This window comes from Streptomyces sp. NBC_01497 (assembly GCF_036250695.1).
Taxonomy (GTDB): Bacteria; Actinomycetota; Actinomycetes; order Streptomycetales; family Streptomycetaceae; genus Streptomyces.
Window position 1 is genome coordinate 936945 of sequence record NZ_CP109427.1, and the last position, 16320, is coordinate 953264.

12 protein-coding genes and 3 pseudogenes are annotated in these 16320 nt (G+C 68.3%); 6 read left to right on the forward strand and 9 right to left on the reverse strand.

What is annotated here, in order from left to right; translation table 11 throughout:
• Positions 1-259: 259 nt before the first annotated feature.
• The 3 genes from OG310_RS04090 to OG310_RS04100 form a co-directional block, all read right to left on the reverse strand.
• The gene (locus tag OG310_RS04090; protein WP_329454503.1) at positions 260-982 is read right to left on the reverse strand and encodes an NADPH-dependent F420 reductase; all 723 of its coding nucleotides are present in this window, start codon (positions 980-982) and stop codon (positions 260-262) included.
• A gap of 582 nt (positions 983-1564) precedes the next feature.
• On the reverse strand, positions 1565-2521 hold the full coding sequence (locus OG310_RS04095) for an SDR family oxidoreductase (RefSeq protein WP_329454504.1): 957 nt from the start codon (positions 2519-2521) through the stop codon (positions 1565-1567).
• Between the two features lie 52 nt (positions 2522-2573).
• Entirely contained in the window at positions 2574-3194 is a 621-nt protein-coding gene (locus tag OG310_RS04100) for an NADPH-dependent F420 reductase (protein ID WP_329454505.1), read from the reverse strand.
• A 284-nt stretch (positions 3195-3478) separates the two neighbouring features.
• Here OG310_RS04100 and OG310_RS04105 point away from each other — a divergent pair, with 284 nt between their 5' ends.
• Entirely contained in the window at positions 3479-4390 is a 912-nt protein-coding gene (locus OG310_RS04105) for a LysR family transcriptional regulator (protein ID WP_329460014.1), read from the forward strand.
• 139 nt (positions 4391-4529) lie between these two features.
• Here the strand turns inward: OG310_RS04105 and OG310_RS04110 are convergent.
• The 4 genes and pseudogenes from OG310_RS04110 to OG310_RS04125 all read right to left on the reverse strand — a co-directional run.
• Positions 4530-4665: pseudogene (locus tag OG310_RS04110) on the reverse strand (IS5/IS1182 family transposase); the annotation flags it as partial.
• 65 nt (positions 4666-4730) lie between these two features.
• Positions 4731-6857: a glycogen debranching protein GlgX gene (glgX, locus tag OG310_RS04115; protein ID WP_329454506.1), complete on the reverse strand. Its 2127-nt coding sequence runs from the start codon at positions 6855-6857 to the stop codon at positions 4731-4733.
• Between the two features lie 734 nt (positions 6858-7591).
• Positions 7592-9340, reverse strand: a complete 1749-nt coding sequence (locus tag OG310_RS04120) for an MDR family MFS transporter (protein ID WP_329454507.1) — start codon at positions 9338-9340, stop codon at positions 7592-7594.
• Positions 9337-9912 carry a MarR family winged helix-turn-helix transcriptional regulator gene (locus OG310_RS04125; RefSeq protein ID WP_329454508.1) on the reverse strand — a complete coding sequence of 192 codons (576 nt, stop codon included), beginning with the start codon at positions 9910-9912 and terminating at the stop codon, positions 9337-9339. Before OG310_RS04125 ends, OG310_RS04120 begins: the two co-directional genes overlap by 4 nt.
• 675 nt (positions 9913-10587) lie before the next feature.
• Here OG310_RS04125 and OG310_RS04130 point away from each other — a divergent pair.
• The 4 genes from OG310_RS04130 (at position 10588) to OG310_RS04145 (ending at position 12931) form a co-directional block, all read left to right on the forward strand.
• Complete coding sequence (locus OG310_RS04130) at positions 10588-11100, forward strand: hypothetical protein (RefSeq protein ID WP_329454509.1); 513 nt, start codon at positions 10588-10590, stop codon at positions 11098-11100.
• Entirely contained in the window at positions 11100-11300 is a 201-nt protein-coding gene (locus OG310_RS04135; RefSeq protein ID WP_329454510.1) for a hypothetical protein, read from the forward strand. The genes OG310_RS04130 and OG310_RS04135 overlap by 1 nt, the downstream gene beginning before the upstream one ends.
• Before the next feature lie 719 nt (positions 11301-12019).
• Positions 12020-12208, forward strand: a complete 189-nt coding sequence (locus OG310_RS04140) for a hypothetical protein (RefSeq protein ID WP_329454511.1) — start codon at positions 12020-12022, stop codon at positions 12206-12208.
• Between the two features lie 198 nt (positions 12209-12406).
• Positions 12407-12931: a hypothetical protein gene (locus OG310_RS04145; RefSeq protein WP_329454512.1), complete on the forward strand. Its 525-nt coding sequence runs from the start codon at positions 12407-12409 to the stop codon at positions 12929-12931.
• 1153 nt (positions 12932-14084) lie between these two features.
• On the opposite strand, the pseudogene OG310_RS04150 reads toward OG310_RS04145, so the two are convergent.
• A pseudogene (locus OG310_RS04150) lies at positions 14085-14276 on the reverse strand (DUF5133 domain-containing protein); the annotation flags it as partial.
• Between the two features lie 488 nt (positions 14277-14764).
• On the opposite strand from OG310_RS04150, the pseudogene OG310_RS04160 reads away from it, so the two are divergent.
• A pseudogene (locus tag OG310_RS04160) lies at positions 14765-14911 on the forward strand (transposase); the annotation flags it as partial.
• A gap of 117 nt (positions 14912-15028) precedes the next feature.
• On the opposite strand, the gene OG310_RS04165 reads toward OG310_RS04160, so the two are convergent.
• Positions 15029-16225 carry a PP2C family protein-serine/threonine phosphatase gene (locus tag OG310_RS04165; RefSeq protein WP_329454513.1) on the reverse strand — a complete coding sequence of 399 codons (1197 nt, stop codon included), beginning with the start codon at positions 16223-16225 and terminating at the stop codon, positions 15029-15031.
• Between the last annotated feature and the right edge of the window lie 95 nt (positions 16226-16320).

The following is a 16320-nucleotide window of genomic DNA, read 5'->3' on the forward strand; positions in this document are numbered from 1 at the left end:
AGCGGCGCCTGGGAGCAGCCCGCCCGTACCCGCGCCCGGGAGACGAAAAGTTCATCCGCAACATCATGGCGCGCGCTGATGCTGTTCCGCCCCTTGACCGAGTGCAGGCGCACGGGGACTGTCAGCCGCTTCACCAGGCACGTGCGCTGTCGGCAACAAGGTGTCGGCTGCTTGAGAACACGTGTCCGGCCCACCCAGAAGCCTGCCGGACGGGGTCGTAACACGGCCGGACTTCACCGAGGCCCGCGCCAACCTACGGTTACCGCCTTGCGATGGCCAGTGCCGCGCGGATGGCGTCCTCGCCGACCGGCTGGCCCTCCTCGTCCGAGGTCGGCCCGTACGGGGTCCCCCACACCGGTGTGTCCGTCCCCTGCCGCCAGCTATCGGCCAGCGGTCCCGCGTCCACCACGCTGTACCCGATGGATTCGATGAACTCGGTCACCGCCGTCTTTGCCGGCGCGGAGTCCCCGGCGATCGGCAGGTACGAGCGGTCGGGCGCCCCCACCGGGCGGGCGAGTGACAGCAGGTGCTTGAAGAAGATGTTGTTGAACGCTTTCACGAGCAGGGCGTCCGGGATGTAGCGCAGCAGCAGCTCGCTCGACATGAGTGAGTTGCTGTCGAGTTCGGGGACGTGCCCGTCACGCCGGGGGGCGTAGTTGCACGTGTCGATGACCGTCTTCCCGGCCAGTGGCGCGGCGGGCAAGTCGGGGAACGCCTTGACCGGCACCGTGACCACGACGATGTCACCGGCAGCCGCGGCCTCCCCGCTCGTCGCCGCGCACGCCCGCGGCCCCAGTTCCGCGGCAGTGTCCGCGAGCGTCTCGGGACCGCGCGAGTTGCTGAGAACGACCCGGTGCCCGGCCTCGATCGCGAGCCGCGCGACAGTACTGCCGATGTTGCCGCTTCCGATGAATCCCACAGTCGTCGTCATATACTCAGGCCCCTCCAGAAGAGCCGTATTTTTGTCATCTGCCGGACTCATCGCGATGCGAGTCCCTTGCTGCGCGCGATGTCGGCGATCCGCACGGCCGAAGACCGCACTCCCCGTTCGGGGAGAGGCCGAGGCCGACCGACCAAACCAAGTGGTCCGCCTCGGCCTCGTCCGCTTCCCGTACCACCGTGAGCTCTCGGGCGAGCACCGGGTCGCCGCCGAGCACTCCCCGCGCGACCATGCTCTGCGCTGGTTGGGTCAGCCGCACTTGACCAGGTCGTTGACGGCCTGGGTGTCTTTGTAGAAGGCCTTCGCGCCGTGAATCTTGCCCTCACGCACCGTGCAGTGCTCCACAAACCTCCATCGGCGGTCGACGCCCGCTCTTCCGGGAGACGAATTCAAGGTTGAGCCGCATCTCCACTCCCTCGCCGGCTTCGACGACGGCGTAGGCCCGCACCATCATTTCCACCGAAGCGTTGATCGCGCCTTCCAGTCGTGCGAACCCGTCGGGTCCTCGCCACCGCCCTGAGCAGGGCAGGGTCTCGGCCTCCTACCAGACCGCCTCCGCGTCGACCATCTCCAGGGGCCCCATCAGGTCGGAGGCTTGCATGCGGGTCACGAACTTCTCCTGCGTCACGACATCGTTGGTGCCGACTGAGGTGCGGCGGGGAAGTAATGGCCGTTGTCCAGATCGGCGAGCAGGCCGGGTCGAGTGGGTTCCCAGCCGAGGGCCCGGCGGGTGATGAGGTGGGACGCCGGGTAGTTCTGCGTGACGATGTTCGCGAGGAACCCGAAGTATCCCGGCACCATCAGCACGTCCACAGGAATGCTCACCGCGGGCAGGCCCAGGCGGCTGCCGACGGCCTCGGCCAACTCGCGAAACGGGATGCCCCCGTCCTCAACCGCATGCCAATATCTCCCGGCCGGACCCTTCTCCAGCGCCAATCGGAACAACGAGGCGACATCGCGGACGTGCACGGCGTTCCACAGGTTCGCGCCGTCTCCGGGGTAGCCGGCGAAGCCCTTCTCCCTCGCGAGCGCGATCAGCATGGGGAGGAAGCCGGCATCGGTCGTGCTGTGCATGATGTTGGCGATCCGCACGACCGAAGACCGCACTCCCCGTTCGGCGAGACCGATGACGGCGGCTTCCACGGCATTGCGAACCCGGAGGGTGCCCTTGTGCTCATCACCGACGGAAAGGGCCGGGTCCTCCTCGGTGGCCGGCCGGCCCAGTTGCCCGGGCGACCCTATGCTCCCCGCCGCGACGAGCGGCTTTCCGGTTCCCGCGAGTGCCTCGCCGTAGGCGCGTACGATCGGGAGCTCCGCGGCGGCCACGGCGTCCATCCCGCCGGACGGAAGCAGGTCTTGCCGATGCGCGACGTGGACGACGCCGTCGGAATCCGCAGCCGCCTCCTTGAGCCCGGCAAGATCAGCGAGGTCGCCGCGGCGCACCTTCGCGCCGAGCGCGGACAGCGCCGCCGCGGCCGTGTCCGACCGGGCCAGGCCGGTGACCTCGTGCCCGGCGGCGATGAGCTCGGGGATGATGTACGAACCGGAATGGCCGGTCCCGCCAGTGACGAAAACGCGCATGCTACTGGTCCTTGTGATTGATGTGGCGCGAGAAGTGGTGGTGCGGGCGAACTCAGGCAGAAGTGTTGACGCCGAGGGTGAAGTTGAAGCTCCCCGCGCCATAGCGGCCCAGGCCGATCATCACCAGGCCCGTTCCCTCCAGCCAGCGCGCCATTCCCAGCGGGCCGGTGTCCATGGGCCGCAGCCCGAGGCTTTCGATGAATGCCGACACCGTCGCCTTGGCCTCGGAGTCGTCGCCGGCGATGAGCACGTCCAGCGGGTTGCCCTGTGCCAGCATGTGACCGAAGACGGTGTTGAACGCCTTCACGACGTGCGCGCCGGCGGGGGCAACCTTGGCGATCTCCTGCGCGCCGGAACTGCCTTCGGGGGTGACAAGGCCCTGGGAATCGGGGGAGACGGGGTTGGTCACGTCGATGATGACCTTGCCGTGCAGCGCGTCCCCGTACTCGCTCACCACCGCCGCCGTGCCGGCGTACGGCACGGCGAGGACAACGATGTCCCCGGCCGGGGCGGCGCCGGCCGTCCCGACAGTGGCGCCGCCGAGCGCAGCGGCCAATTCCTTGGCCTTGACCGGGTCGCGGCCGATGATCTCGACGGCGTTGCCGCCGGCGAGCGCCCGGTCGGCCAGGGCGCCGGCCATGTTCCCCAGGCCGATAATGCTGATGCTGCTCATGGGTGTGCCTGCTTTCTGGAGCCGGATAGGACGCCTGCCTACCCCGTCTTTGTCAACGGTCATGTCGTCGAAACCGTCGAATGTCGCGACGGACGGCGTCCCATTCCTGATGTGCCCGTTCCGGGCCTGATCTCTGCACATCGAGTTCCGATGTCGAATTCGTGTACCGAATTCACTTCGGCCTCGTCAGGTACCTGTTCAGGCTGTCATTGGCCTGAGTGGCTGTCCAAGACCTCTTTCAGTCGCTGCGATACCCTGGAGGCATTGCCGGACCGGGAGGCACCATGGATCTGGACCTGCGCAAGTTGCGCTACTTCGTCGCCGTCGCCGACAAGCTCCACTTCGGCCGCGCCGCCGATGAGCTGCACATCGCACAACCAGTACTCAGCCGGCAGATCCGCGCACTGGAGAAGGATCTCGGCACCCCGCTGCTGACAAGGGACAGCCACGGCGTGCTGCTGACCGACGCCGGCAGGCAACTGCTGACCGACGCGGGCCCACTGCTGGCCTCCGCGCAGGCCGCACGCCGCCGGGTGACCGTGGCCGCGCGGGGCAGCCGGCGGATAACGGTCGGCTTCCGGGCGGGCATCGCGGTCGCCCCGGCGATACAACGGTTCGCCACCGAGCACCCGGACGTTCCGGTGGACGTGCAACGGATCGAAGGGGACGACCAGGCCCCGATGCTGCTCGACGGTCGCATCGACATCGGCTATGTGCGGCTGCCCATCGACGAGGCCGGCCTGCGCGTCGCCCCGCTCTACACCGAGCCACGGGTGGCGGTGCTGCCCGTCGGCCACCGATGGGCCGGCAAGAAGGAAGTCACCGAGGCCGACCTGGTCGGTGAACCGCTGATCTGGCATGCCGACACGAGTACGCAGCCCACCAGGCACCCGCACCCCAACGCCGGGTACCTGGCGCGCGGGGTGGACGAAACGCTCGAACATGTCGCAGCCGGCCGGGGCATCTCATTCCTGCCCCGTTCAGCGACCGTGTTCTACTCACATCCGGACGTCATCTATGTGCCCGTCCCGGATCTGGCGCCCGACCAGGTGTGTCTCGCGGTGCCGGTATCGCGCGTCTCGCCGGTGGTCGACGACTTCTTCACCGCAGCTCAGGCTGCGGCCGAGATCACGGCAGAATGTGGGAACTACGAAATGTGGCAGCGTGGAGGCGATGCCGCTGCAATGCACGGTTGAGCAGTGGGACTGACAACGACAGCGCCGACAGAGGGCGCGCGCCACAGCAAAGGCGAAGGCATTGAGCTGGGGAGCGGGGGCGATGTCGGCGCACAGCGAGTTTTTCCCGGGAACGTCCCGTGACGGTTCGTCATCATGGTCAGGCGGTGCGGCCGTGTTCGAGCCGGAGCAGGACGAGTGCGGCGCGGGCCATCCGGGCGACCCACCGCCGGGTCGAGGCTGACGCGGCGCAGGGCCGTGAAGGTGACCTTCAGCAGGGCGTTCGCGCGCTCGCACGCCGTCGGCGGAGTGCCTGCACATCGCGCTCAGTCGACCTCGTGGACGCGCGCCGTCTCCTGTCTCAAGAGCCCTCGGTTCCTGCCCTCGTGGGCTCTTGAGTACGGATCAGCACGAGCAGGCTGCGGCTTTCGACCTCCACCTCGGATCCGGCCAGGAGATCTACCTCCTCGGACTCGGCAGCGGCAGTGTCCACCACCGCCCGCCAGCCGGCTCCGTAGCCGGCCTCGGGCATGCGGAAGCGAACCGGTTCGTGATGGCTGTTGAGAAGGACGAGGAACGAGTCGTCTGTCACGTGCTCGCCCTGCGGGCCCGGCTCGCTGATGGCGGCTCCGTTGAGGAAGACGCCGAGGGCATGCGCATCGTCCCGCGCCCAGTCCTCATCACACATCGCTCGGCCGTCCGGGCACAGCCATGCGATGTCGGGCAGATCGTCGTGGCTGCGGCCGGAGAAGAAACGCCGGCGCCGCAGCACGGGGTGGGCGTGACGCAACTCGATCAGGCGCCTGGTGAAGTCGAAGAGTTCAGCGTTCTCTTCTCGTAGGTCCCAGTTGATCCACGCCAGTTCGTTGTCCTGGCAGTAGACGTTGTTGTTGCCCTTTTGCGTGCGACCCAGCTCGTCGCCGTGGGCGATCATCGGGACTCCTTGCGACAGCAACAGGGTGGCAAGGAGATTGCGCTGCTGGCGCGCTCTGAGGTCGAGGATCCGCGGATCATCCGTGTCGCCCTCCGCGCCGCAGTTCCAGGAGCGGTTCGTACTCTCGCCGTCGCGCCCGTCCTCGGCGTTGGCCTCGTTGTGTTTCTCGTTGTACGAGACCAGGTCGCGCAGAGTGAAACCGTCATGTGCGGTGACGAAGTTGATGCTGGCCAGGGGGCGTCTTCCCTCGTGCTGGTAGAGGTCCGAGGACCCGGCGAACCGCGAGGCGAGCTCCGGCATCGAGGATTCCGCACCTCGCCAGAAGTCCCGTACCGCATCGCGGTACTTCCCGTTCCACTCGGTCCACAGCGGAGGGAAGTTGCCGACCTGGTAACCGCCGTCGCCGAGGTCCCACGGCTCGGCGATCAGCTTGACCTGGCTGACCACCGGGTCCTGCTGGACCAGGTCGAAGAACGCGGAGAGCCGGTCCACCTCGTGGAACTGCCGGGCCAGGCTCGCCGCGAGGTCGAAGCGGAAGCCGTCGACATGCATCTCGGTGACCCAGTAGCGCAGCGAATCCATGATCAGCTGGAGGACGGCCGGATGCTTGACGGACAAGCTGTTACCGGTCCCGGTCGTGTCGTAGTAGTGGGCGGGATCTCCGTCGACCAGTCGATAGTAGGCGTTGTTGTCGATTCCCTTGAAGGAGAGAGTCGGGCCTTGCTCATTGCCCTCCGCCGTATGGTTGTAGACGACGTCCAGGATCACCTCGATACCGGCCTGGTGCAGGGCCTTCACCATCGACTTGAACTCCTGCACCTGGCTGCCTGGGTGAGAGCCGGTGGCGTAGGCGCTGTGCGGGGCGAAGAAGCCGATGGTGTTGTACCCCCAGTAGTTCGACAGGCCGTGCTCGCGCAGCACTCCGTCCTGTGCGTACTGGTGCACGGGCATGAGCTCCAGCGCCGTCACGCCCAGATCGGAGAGGTGCTGGATCACGGCGGGGTGTGCGATTCCCGCGTAGGTGCCGCGAAGCTCCCTCGGCACGTCAGGATGCGTGGCGGTCAGGCCGCGGACATGGGCCTCGTAGATCACCGTCTCGTGGTATGGGCGGCGCGGCGGGCGATCGTCGCCCCAGTCGAAGAACGGATCCACGACCACCCCGACCATCGTATGGTCCCGGCTGTCGTCGGCGTTGAAGTCTTGCGGCCGCCCGAAACGGTGGCTGAACAGTGATTCGTCTCCGTCGATCTGTCCGTCGACGGCCTTGGCGTAGGGGTCCAGGAGTAGTTTCGCGGGATTGCAGCGCAGCCCCCGGTCGGGAGCGTAAGGGCCATGCACGCGGTAGCCGTAGCGTTGCCCCGGCCGCACGCCGGGTACGTAGGCATGCCATATGAAACGGTCCACCTCATTGAGCACGACGGTTTCTTCGGTGCGGCCCTCGTCCAGGATGACGAGTTCCACCTTCTCGGCCGCCTCGGAGTAGATGGCGAAGTTGGTCCCGGAGCCGTCGTACGTGGCTCCGAGCGGGTAGGGCTGTCCCGGCCAGGTCTGCATCTCTCCAGAGTGACCGCCACTGAGAGATCCACTCCCCCAATCCGCGCCCCTTTGCCTGCGAGCCCGCTGCCGACGACCTGGCGCGTCCCGGTAGCGTGATCAGCCGCGATGTGGAGACGGTCGTCGTATGCCTGACCGCCGGTCGTCGCCCGGGCCAGGACCCTCCGGCCGGCCGCGTTCAGCGCCGTACCGTGGGAAGGCGTGTGGTGCGCGACCCCTCACGAGTCCGAGTCCCGTTTTCTCCGGCCGTGCCCCGCGTCAGGATGGAGCCGATCACCGGACAAGCGGCCGAAGCGGCAGCGGAGCCGCCTCGCCTCGGCGGAGCAGCCAGATGTCGTCGAACGGGTCGTGCAGAGTTCTGAGCTGCGCTTTCCCACCCATGAGCGGAGTGGTTGGCCAGGGCGCCGGCTCGGTCTGAGCCGACGGTGTGCCCTTCGGTCACCGCGGCGCCCGCCCTCATCTCCCAGCCATACCAACGGGCGCCGTACGCATGGTCCGAGGAAGACCGACTCGCCGGATCGTCCCTCACTCGTCGCGACGTGACAGTTCGAACCGAGAGGCGGCCAAGGGCGGGCAGGGTGCGAAGCGGGTCACGGCTCACGGCCGGACCCGCTTCTCCTGCTTGTACGGTGCTTCTTCCGCCTGCGCCGGGCCGCCGCTCCGCACGTCTGACTGCCCCGAGTGAGGGGGCGGATGTGCCGTTCGGCGACAGCCCGGCAGGACGCGGGCGGGTATCAGACCCTTTCGTCCGCGGAACCCGTCAGGGGGTCGTCATCGACCAGGGCGGGTGTACGGGACCCGTCGGCGGCCTCCGGTGCCGGACCGGCCGTGGCCTGGCCCTCGCCCGGGACGGCGACTTCCGCCTCGCGGCGGGCCTGGTTGCCCGAGATGAGGCGCAGCGGAACCTCCTTGAGGCGCGTCGAGAGCACGACGGCAGCCAGCAGCAGGACCGCGACGATCGCGAACACCACGTCGCCCGCGCCGGAGAAACCTGCGAAGAACGGATGGCTGAGCGGCTTGGCCAGACCGTTCAGGAACGACGTGTCATTCAGCCCGGCGCCCAGGTTCTGGTGCAGGGAGGTGAGCTGATCGGGGTGGGCCTTGGCCGCCGCGGCGAAGGCGGGATCACTCCCGGCCTTCGTGTACGCGCTAGTGATCTTGGTCCCGGCCAGTGAGAACAGGACGGACAGGAAGATCGCGGTACCCAGGGTGCCGCCGATGGAGCGGAAGAACGCCGATGCGGCGGAGGCGACGCCCATGTCTTCGGCGGGCACGGCGTTCTGCATCGCCAGCACGAGGCTCTGCATGTTGAGCCCGAGGCCGATACCGAAGACCGCCATGTAGATGTCGGTCTGCCACAGGGGCGTGTCCGCACCGATCATGATCAGCAGGCCCATGCCGACGACCATGAGGACCGACCCGATCACCGGGAAGATCTTGTAGCGGCCTGTGCGGGCGATCAGCTGACCAGCGCCGAGGGAGGCGAGCATCAGCCCCGCGACGAGCGGGAGCAGCAGCAGACCGGACTTCGTCGGTGAGGCACCCTTGACGATCTGCAGGTACAGCGGGATCACCGACAGGCCGCCGAACATCGCCATACCGATGATCGTGACCTGCGCGGAGGCGACCGAGAAGGTACTGCTGCGGAACAGCCGCAGCGGGAGAAGCGCGTCGTTCCCCATGCGGTGCTGGACCCGGACGAACAGGGCGAGGCCGGCCGCACCGATCAGGTAGCAGGCGAACGAACCGGCCGAGGCCCATCCCCAGCCCTGCCCCTGCTCGGCGACGACGAGGAGAGGCACCAGTCCGACGACCAGCAGGATCGATCCCCACCAGTCGATACGCCGCTCGCGGCGGACGTGGTCGAGGTGGAGCACCTTGGCGATGACGATCAGCGCGAAGATCGCGATGGGGACGTTGATGTAGAAGATCCAGCGCCAGCCCGCGGCGCCCAGGAAGCTGTCCGTGCCGGAGAACAGACCGCCCAGCACCGGTCCGAGGACGGACGCGCTGGCGAAGACGGCCATCATGTAGCCCTGGTAACGGGCGCGCTCACGGGGCGGGATGATGTCGCCGATGACCGCAAGGGCGAGCGGCATGATGCCGCCGGCGCCTATGCCCTGGAACGCGCGGAACCCGGCCAGTTCGTACATCGACTGGGACAGACCGCACAGCGCCGAACCGACCACGAAGATGAGGATCGCGAGCATGAACAGCCGCTTGCGGCCGTAGATGTCCGACAGCTTGCCGAACAGCGGCGCGGCGATGGTCGAGGTGATCAGGAACGCGGTAGTGACCCACGCCTGCGCCGACAGGTTGTCGAGGTCGTTGCCTATCGTCTTGATCGCGGTCGAAACGATCGTCTGGTCCAGCGCCGCGAGGAACATGCCGAGGACGAGCCCGGACAGGATCGTGAGGACCTGCCGGTGGGTGAGCACCCCGTCCGGGGGCGTGCCCGTCGGACGGGTTGCGGTGGCGCTCATGTCGTACTGCCTTCTTCCGAGTTGCCGAAGCGGGCGGAATGCCGCGTCCCGCTGGTCGTCCAATGGATGTGCGTGGTGTCGTAGGCCGCGGTGAACCGCACCAGCAGGCGGGAGAACTGGTCCTGTTCCTCAACCGTCCAGCCGTCGAGCACCTGCTCGAAGAACGCGAGGCGGGCACGCTCGTGTGCGGCGATCATCGCCCGGCCGGCCTCCGTGACCACGAGGAGGCTCGCACGGCCGTCCACCGGGTCGGCCCGGCGCTCCATCAGCCCGCGCGTCACCAGCGCGGCCACCTGGCGGCTGACCGTCGACAGATCCGACTGCACGCCGGCAGCCAGCGCGCTCGCCCGCAGCGGGCCGTCGATCGCCGCGGTGCGCAGCACCATCTGCGTCGCCGAGTCGACGTCGTCGCTGGCCGCGGCCATCAAACGGGCCTTGGACCGGCGCACCGTGCGCAGCAGATCGATCACCGCGTCCGCGACGGAAGGGGCCTCGGCCCGGCCTCCGTCCGCCTCGGTTCTGAGGGCTGCCGTCCCCTGCCCCGCGACGGGCACCGCACCTGCTTGATCCACCGCCGGTCACCTTCTTTCACATCCGCACTACTTGCATAAGACAATAACTTGGGGTGCACAAGTAATCGAATTTTCGGCCGCCAAAGCGAGGAAGACCACAGTGGCCCCTGGTCCCGGGCCACCGGCGAACGCCCGACGAACCAGGTGGCGGCCGGCCGGGTAGGCAGATCGAGCCGTAACAGCGCCCCGCCGCGTCACGGCCGCCCCGCGCCCGCGCTCGTCTTCCGGTCGGTCCCGGCCCGCACTTCTGCCTCGGCGGCCCACTGGCCAAGCTGCAGGCGGAGGTGGCCGTCGGCACCCTGGTGCGCACGCTCCCCGAGCTGCGGCTGGCCGACGCGTCAACCCTGGACTGGCGGGATAACCCGCTGCAGCGGCGGCTGACCGCTCTCCCGCTCGCTCACTGACACTGAACGACGAAGGAGTACCCACCATGGCCCGAGAGTTCGAGGTCCGCCGGGAGCAGTACCTGCCCGTCCTGCCCGACCAGGTCTGGAACGCAGTCACCACCGGAGCCGGCAACCTCGGCTGGCTCTATCCGATGGAAATCGAGCCGCGCGTCGGCGGAAAGGTCACCCGGGGAGATGCCACCGTCGTGGCGTGGGAGCCGCCGCATCACATCGCTGTCCGGGCAACCCAGGAATACGGGTTCTCCAACACGCTCAGCTACCGCATCGAGTGGTCCGACGGTGGCGCGAGCCATCTGCGTATGGCAATCCACTGGTTCACACAGGTGTCGTTGACGACGCCTGGAACTGGGATGCCAAGACGGACGTCGCCGAGAAGTACGTCGACTTCCACCAGCACGCCCTCGCCGAGTATCTCCGGCACTTCGCCGGCCGACCCGCCGTCTACATCAGATCCCAGCGCCGGCAACCCACCGCCGACCCGGTCGGCTTCGCCGCCCTGTGCCGACGCCTCGGCCTCCCCGACGACGCGGCCGTCGGCGACCGGTTCACACTCCTCGCCCCCGGCCCGGACTGTGACCCCGTGGAGGTGGCCGTCGACTGGATCAGCACCGACTTCGTCGGCCTGCGAGGCCCGGACGCCCTGTACCGGTTCTTCAACGGCAGCACCTGGAACGTACCGATCTGGCTGGGCCACCACCTGTTCGCCGCGAACAGCGACGAGGAGCAGGCCACGAAGGCATGGACAGCCTGGCTCGACGACACGCACACTCAGGAGTCCTGATGCAGACCTCCACGCAGACTTTGCTCTTTGCCGCCGAACTCATAGAGGAGAACGGCACCCATACCCTCATCGTCCAGGACGTGAGAAGAGATACCATCCAGTCCACTCCGGTCCCCAAAGCCATGGTCGACAAGCTCCCGGTCTTCCTTTCCGCGCTCGTCGCCAGACTCCACCCGTCGCCGGCGCGGCACCGCTGGTAGCCCGCTCCGGAAGCCGGCCGGGGCGCGGGGCGGCAGCGCGCTGCGCGCACCACGCTCGCTACCGAGCCCCATCGTCATGACCCGCTGACCCGGTCAAGGTCGCTGGTCCCCAACTGGTCTCCAAGCCGACCCCGTAAACCCCCGCCACGAGACGCAGATTTCACCACGCTCGCGCCAAACTGGCCCCACCGCACTCGCTGACCCGCTCAGTAGCCACACTCTGAGCTGCCTTATCCACCGGGCCCGCTCCGCCCTGACGCGGTCGCGCATCACGTCTGTCCACCACGGTGGTGCATGCACCTGCTGGCCCCCTCGACGTCAGACCCACCGAGGCGTTCATGTCCCTGGTGCCGGCACTGAGCGTCCAAGGGGAAACGCGATGCCCTCAACCGGACCGCTCCAGCTCGATTTGTTGTGCGAGTGCCAGGAGCACGAGGACCTGGACCCCGCTCCTCTTCTGGCCCATATCCGCACCGCCTGCGCCGCGGGACGGGCCGACCAGCCTGCCGGCTTTCCTAGGCTCCGCAGTGCGCCACCGTCCGGTCCGGATCACCGGGAGAGCGGCCGTTTCGGTCCCATGGACGCCGGGGCGGGGGCCGAAGCCCTGCGGAGCGCTGGCGCACGCACCACTCCCGGTCAACGAACGGTGCTGCGGCAAGCCACGGCATCGAGAGCGGAGCTGTGCTGCACGAGGAGGCGGGCAGGGGCACGGTGGAGGTATGAGCGACGACGAGACGAGGATGTTCCGGCCTGGCGAGAAAGTGCCCGAGAGCGGCATCTACGAGTGCACGTGCGGTGAGTCGCACAAGGCCTTCACAAGCACGGACGTCAAGGGCCACACCTTCTCGCCCCCGCCGGAACACTGCTCCGGCATCGGCTGGAACCTGAAAGAGCCCACCCACGAGTGACGGCTGGGCGAGCAGTCGGCGAGGCTGGGTGCGGGTACCCAGACCAGCGCCCCACGTATCGCGGGTTGGGCGAGTGAAGGGCGCGAGAGGGGAGAGAAGCGAAATAGCTGGGCGCCGTCAGGGGCCTGTCGGGCGAGGGGCCCGCGAGCACGTGTGGCCTCGAGCCGAGCGGCGCCGCGTCACTCTGGAGGTCCCGTAATGACTCTTCCCGCCGACGAGAATGCCGGCAGCCCCGATCTGCTGGCGATCTACCTCAACGACCATTTTGCCGGCGCGACCGGCGGCGTGGAGCTCTTCAAGCGAGCCGCACAGTCCCACGGTGGGGCCGAGCGCAACGCTCTGGTGGAGCTGGCGCGGCAGGTGGAGGAGGACCGGGAGGCGTTGGCGCAGGTCATGGCTGATCTCGGGGTGCCAGTGGACCGGCCGAAGGCTGCGGTGGGGTGGATCGCAGAGAAGGCGGGTCGCCTCAAGCCCAACGGCCATCTGTTCTCCCGTTCCCCCCTCAGCGACGTCCTGGAGGCCGAGTCGGCTCTCCTGGGCGTCCAGGGCAAGGCAGCGTGCTGGCGTACCCTGCGCGCCTTGTCCGAGACCGACGCGCGCCTGTCCACCGAGCGGTTGGACGCCCTGGTGGAACGCGCAGAGGACCAGATTCTGACCCTGGAGAACATCCGTCTCTGTGCGGCGACGCGGACGTTCCGCTCCCTCCCCTCGTCCACGCCCTGAGTTCGGCCGGAACGTCGGCGCGCACGGTAGGAGGCAGGGTCGGCGGAGACACGCAGTCCCCAAGCACTATCCGCCGCGCCCGATCTCTTCAGCCGCACTCGAGAGGACCTGCTCCGTCAGACCGATCCGGGCTGCTGGTAGCGCCCGGTCGCATCCGCAGGGCCGCCGACGGGAAGGAGGTCCAATCCGCCGGCGGCTTCACTCAGTCTGCCCGCGTGCACGATGCCGCGCAGCCGAGGGAAGCTTGCCAGGCGCGGCTGCTCTCAGGGTGTCTGGTCAGGCCCGTCTGGGCTGCGGGGGCCCGGGTGGGGAGGGACCACGGGGATATGGGTAAGGAGACGCGGACGTTCCTGCCTGGTGAGAGAGTGCCGGTCAGCGGGGTCTACGAGTGCACCTGTGATCAGGCGCGTCGGGCTATCACGCGCGTCGGTCATGTGTTTCCCGCGCTGCCGTCGGGCTGCTCCGGTATGGGCTGGAGCGTGAAGACGGCGAACGGGGATGATTCCGCATCCGGGCGCTCGGAGGGCTGAGGCAGTACGGGAGGCAAGAGACCCGCGCCGACGGTAGGGACGGCGCGGGCCGACCTCATTGAAGAACGGACAGGCAGGCTCCTGTTGTCGACACGCCGAGAAGTGCCTGCATACCCGCAGGCACCCAGTGGTCAGCTTGCGATTTTGCCTCCCGTGCGAGTCGGCCGCCGAGGCCAGGCGCCGATGAGGGACGCCTCAGCCGCCGGATCCCGGCCTGGGCGCCGCGCCGCCGGTGCACGGGCCTGGTGCTCGGGCCGGTGCCTATAGGTTGGCAATGCGGCGGGCGCGTTCCACGATGCCTCCTGCTTGCGGAGCGGGACGCTGCTGTTCGCCGTGCAGGGCGTTGAGGACCACGAGGGCGCCGGTGAGTGCCGGAACTGTCCACTGGGCGATTTTCAGCTCTGCGCTCGAACGGGGCGGCGATGCGGACGCGGCGGTCGATGGGGTGGCGGATTGGCTGGAGCGGCAGGTTCGTAGGCCGGGCGCACGGGTGCGGTGATGCCCTGCGCGCCCGGCCCGCCGACTGGCAGGGTTCGGCCCCGGGGGTCTGGTGGGTCTCCCGGGGCCTCGGTCTGTTTCGGTGCCGCGCACAGGCGCCGTGGCGGCGGGCAGGGTTGCTCGGCTCAGGCGGCTACGGCGTTGCGCGTGGCCTGAGCGGCTTGGGTGAGTCGTTGCCGTGCGGCCTTCAGGGCGGCGTTGATGTCTCGGGTGCCGGTGGAGACGCACAGGGTGTAGGAGACGTCTTCGAGGCGTTGTCGGGAGTCGGCGTTGCCCTTTTCGGCGTGGAGGGTGAGGGGAGTCTCGTACTGCTCGACCCGTCGGAGACGCCTGTGGTGGTGTCCTGCGAGGAAGTCAGGTTGCCGGACGTGTCGTAGCTGTAGGAAGTCTTCTTGCCGGACGGGTTGGTCAGGCTGGAGGGCAGGTTGGCGCCAGAGTGGGTGCTGTGGGCGCCGAGCGCGGTGGTGGCACCGGTCGGCAGCTTCGCCGAGTTCAGGTTGTCGCTGCCGTCCCAGCCGAACGTCGTGGTGTTCTCCGAGCCCGAACCCGGCGCGTTGACGGCCGTCTTCTGATTGTGGTTCGCGTCGTAGGACGACGAACGCGTGTGGTTCAACGCGTCGACGACCTTGGTCACCTGGCCGGAGCCGTCCACCGTGTAAACGGTCTTGTGTGCGTTCGGGTCCGTCACGGTCGTTGTTCCGGCCGGGGCGCGGGTGGTGGCCGAGTAGGCGTAGGTCCAGGTGTCGGTTCCGGTCGGTGCGACGCGCTGCATCGAGGTGACGCGGGACTGGGTGTCGTAGCCGAACTCCGGGCTCGGGGAACCACAGCGAAGATCGCCCGACGCAGCGCCCCACACGGATCCGGCCTGGGCCAGACCCGCTGGGTCGTGGAACGGACCTTCGCCTGGCTCGACCAGTTCAAACGACTCTGGATCCGCTACGAGATACGCGCCGCCACCCCGGACTGGGCCGGAGTGAATCCGAGGCACTGGGGAGCCTCGCCCGGCGACGCCGACCATGGCGTTGTGGCCCCCTATGGTTCCGCAGCGCACTGACCCTGGGCGGTCTCCTTAGGCGTCGGTCCAACTCTTCGCCCGGCGCTCGCCGCGCACATCGCCGTACCAGTCCAGGCACAGCACGGTCGCGTCGTCCGCCAGGCGTCCGCCCGAAGCGTCCGCGACCGTGGTCGTCAGGATGCGTGCGACGTCGCGAGGGTGCTCGGCGGCAGTGTCGCGGATCAGGGCGGGCAGCCCTACGGTGCGCGCCCTACCGTCCTGCATGCCGTCGGTGTAGAGGACAAGCCGGTCACCGGGGCGCAAATCGAGGTCTTGGACGTGGTGGGAAGGAGCCAGGACCCCGAACGGCAGATCGACGTCCAACGCGACCTCGTGGACGGCTCCGTCGCGCAAACGCAACGGCCACGCGTGGCCTGCATTGACAAGTTGCGCCCCACTGCCGTCGAGAGCGATGCGGGCCAGCAGCCCGGTGGCGAAGGAGCCGCGGCCGTGGTCGAGCATGGCCTGATGCATCTGGCGGGCCTGTTCCACCAGGGCGACCACAGAGCGACGGGCACCGCGCGAGGCGTTGACCAGCACGCTGGCCATCAGAGCGGCATCGACGTCATGCCCCATGGCGTCCGTGATCGACAGGTGCAGGGTGTCCGGGTCGAGGGAGTAGTCGTATGAGTCCCCGGCGATATCGGTAGCAGGCACCAGTGCGCCGGCGATCGCGAACTGGTTCGCCTCGCAAGAAGAGGCCGAGGGAAGTAGCTGGCGCTGTATCTCGGCGGCGAGACTCACCGAGGTAGTGCGCTCTCCCCAGTGGTACAGGTCGGTGAATCGACGGTCGGTGACGAGGATGTACGCGAGCGTGTGCGCGGCCTCCTCGACCTGCTCCAGTGCCTCCCGCGTGACGCGGGGCAGGAACACTTCCAGGATCCCGATCGCGTCGCCACGGTTCGTAACGGGTGCAAGCACGCGCCGCCCGGGCCCGCTGTCCGGGCCCGATATCGGCTGCTGGCCGCCGAGTACCTGTTCGTAGACAGTGCCGGCCAGTGGGACCTGTTCCGCCCGGTGGCCTTCCCGCGAGGACGTTCCTTCCGAGACACGTACCAGTTGCCGGCCGGCGACATCGATGAACAGGAAGGACGCGCATCGTGCGCCGAACCGCTCGCGCAGGTTCTGCGCCACCACGTCGAGTGAGGCGACAGGCGCGGCCTCCTCCGCGGCGGCCAGCACCGCGGCGAGCCCGATTCGATCGTCAGCCACATCCGCCTCCCAGTGACTCCGGCTGTGTCGGCCCGGCTCCAGCACTCCTCTCACGTTCCGCTTCCGCGGGGGGACCCGTGAACCGTTTGCGCCGG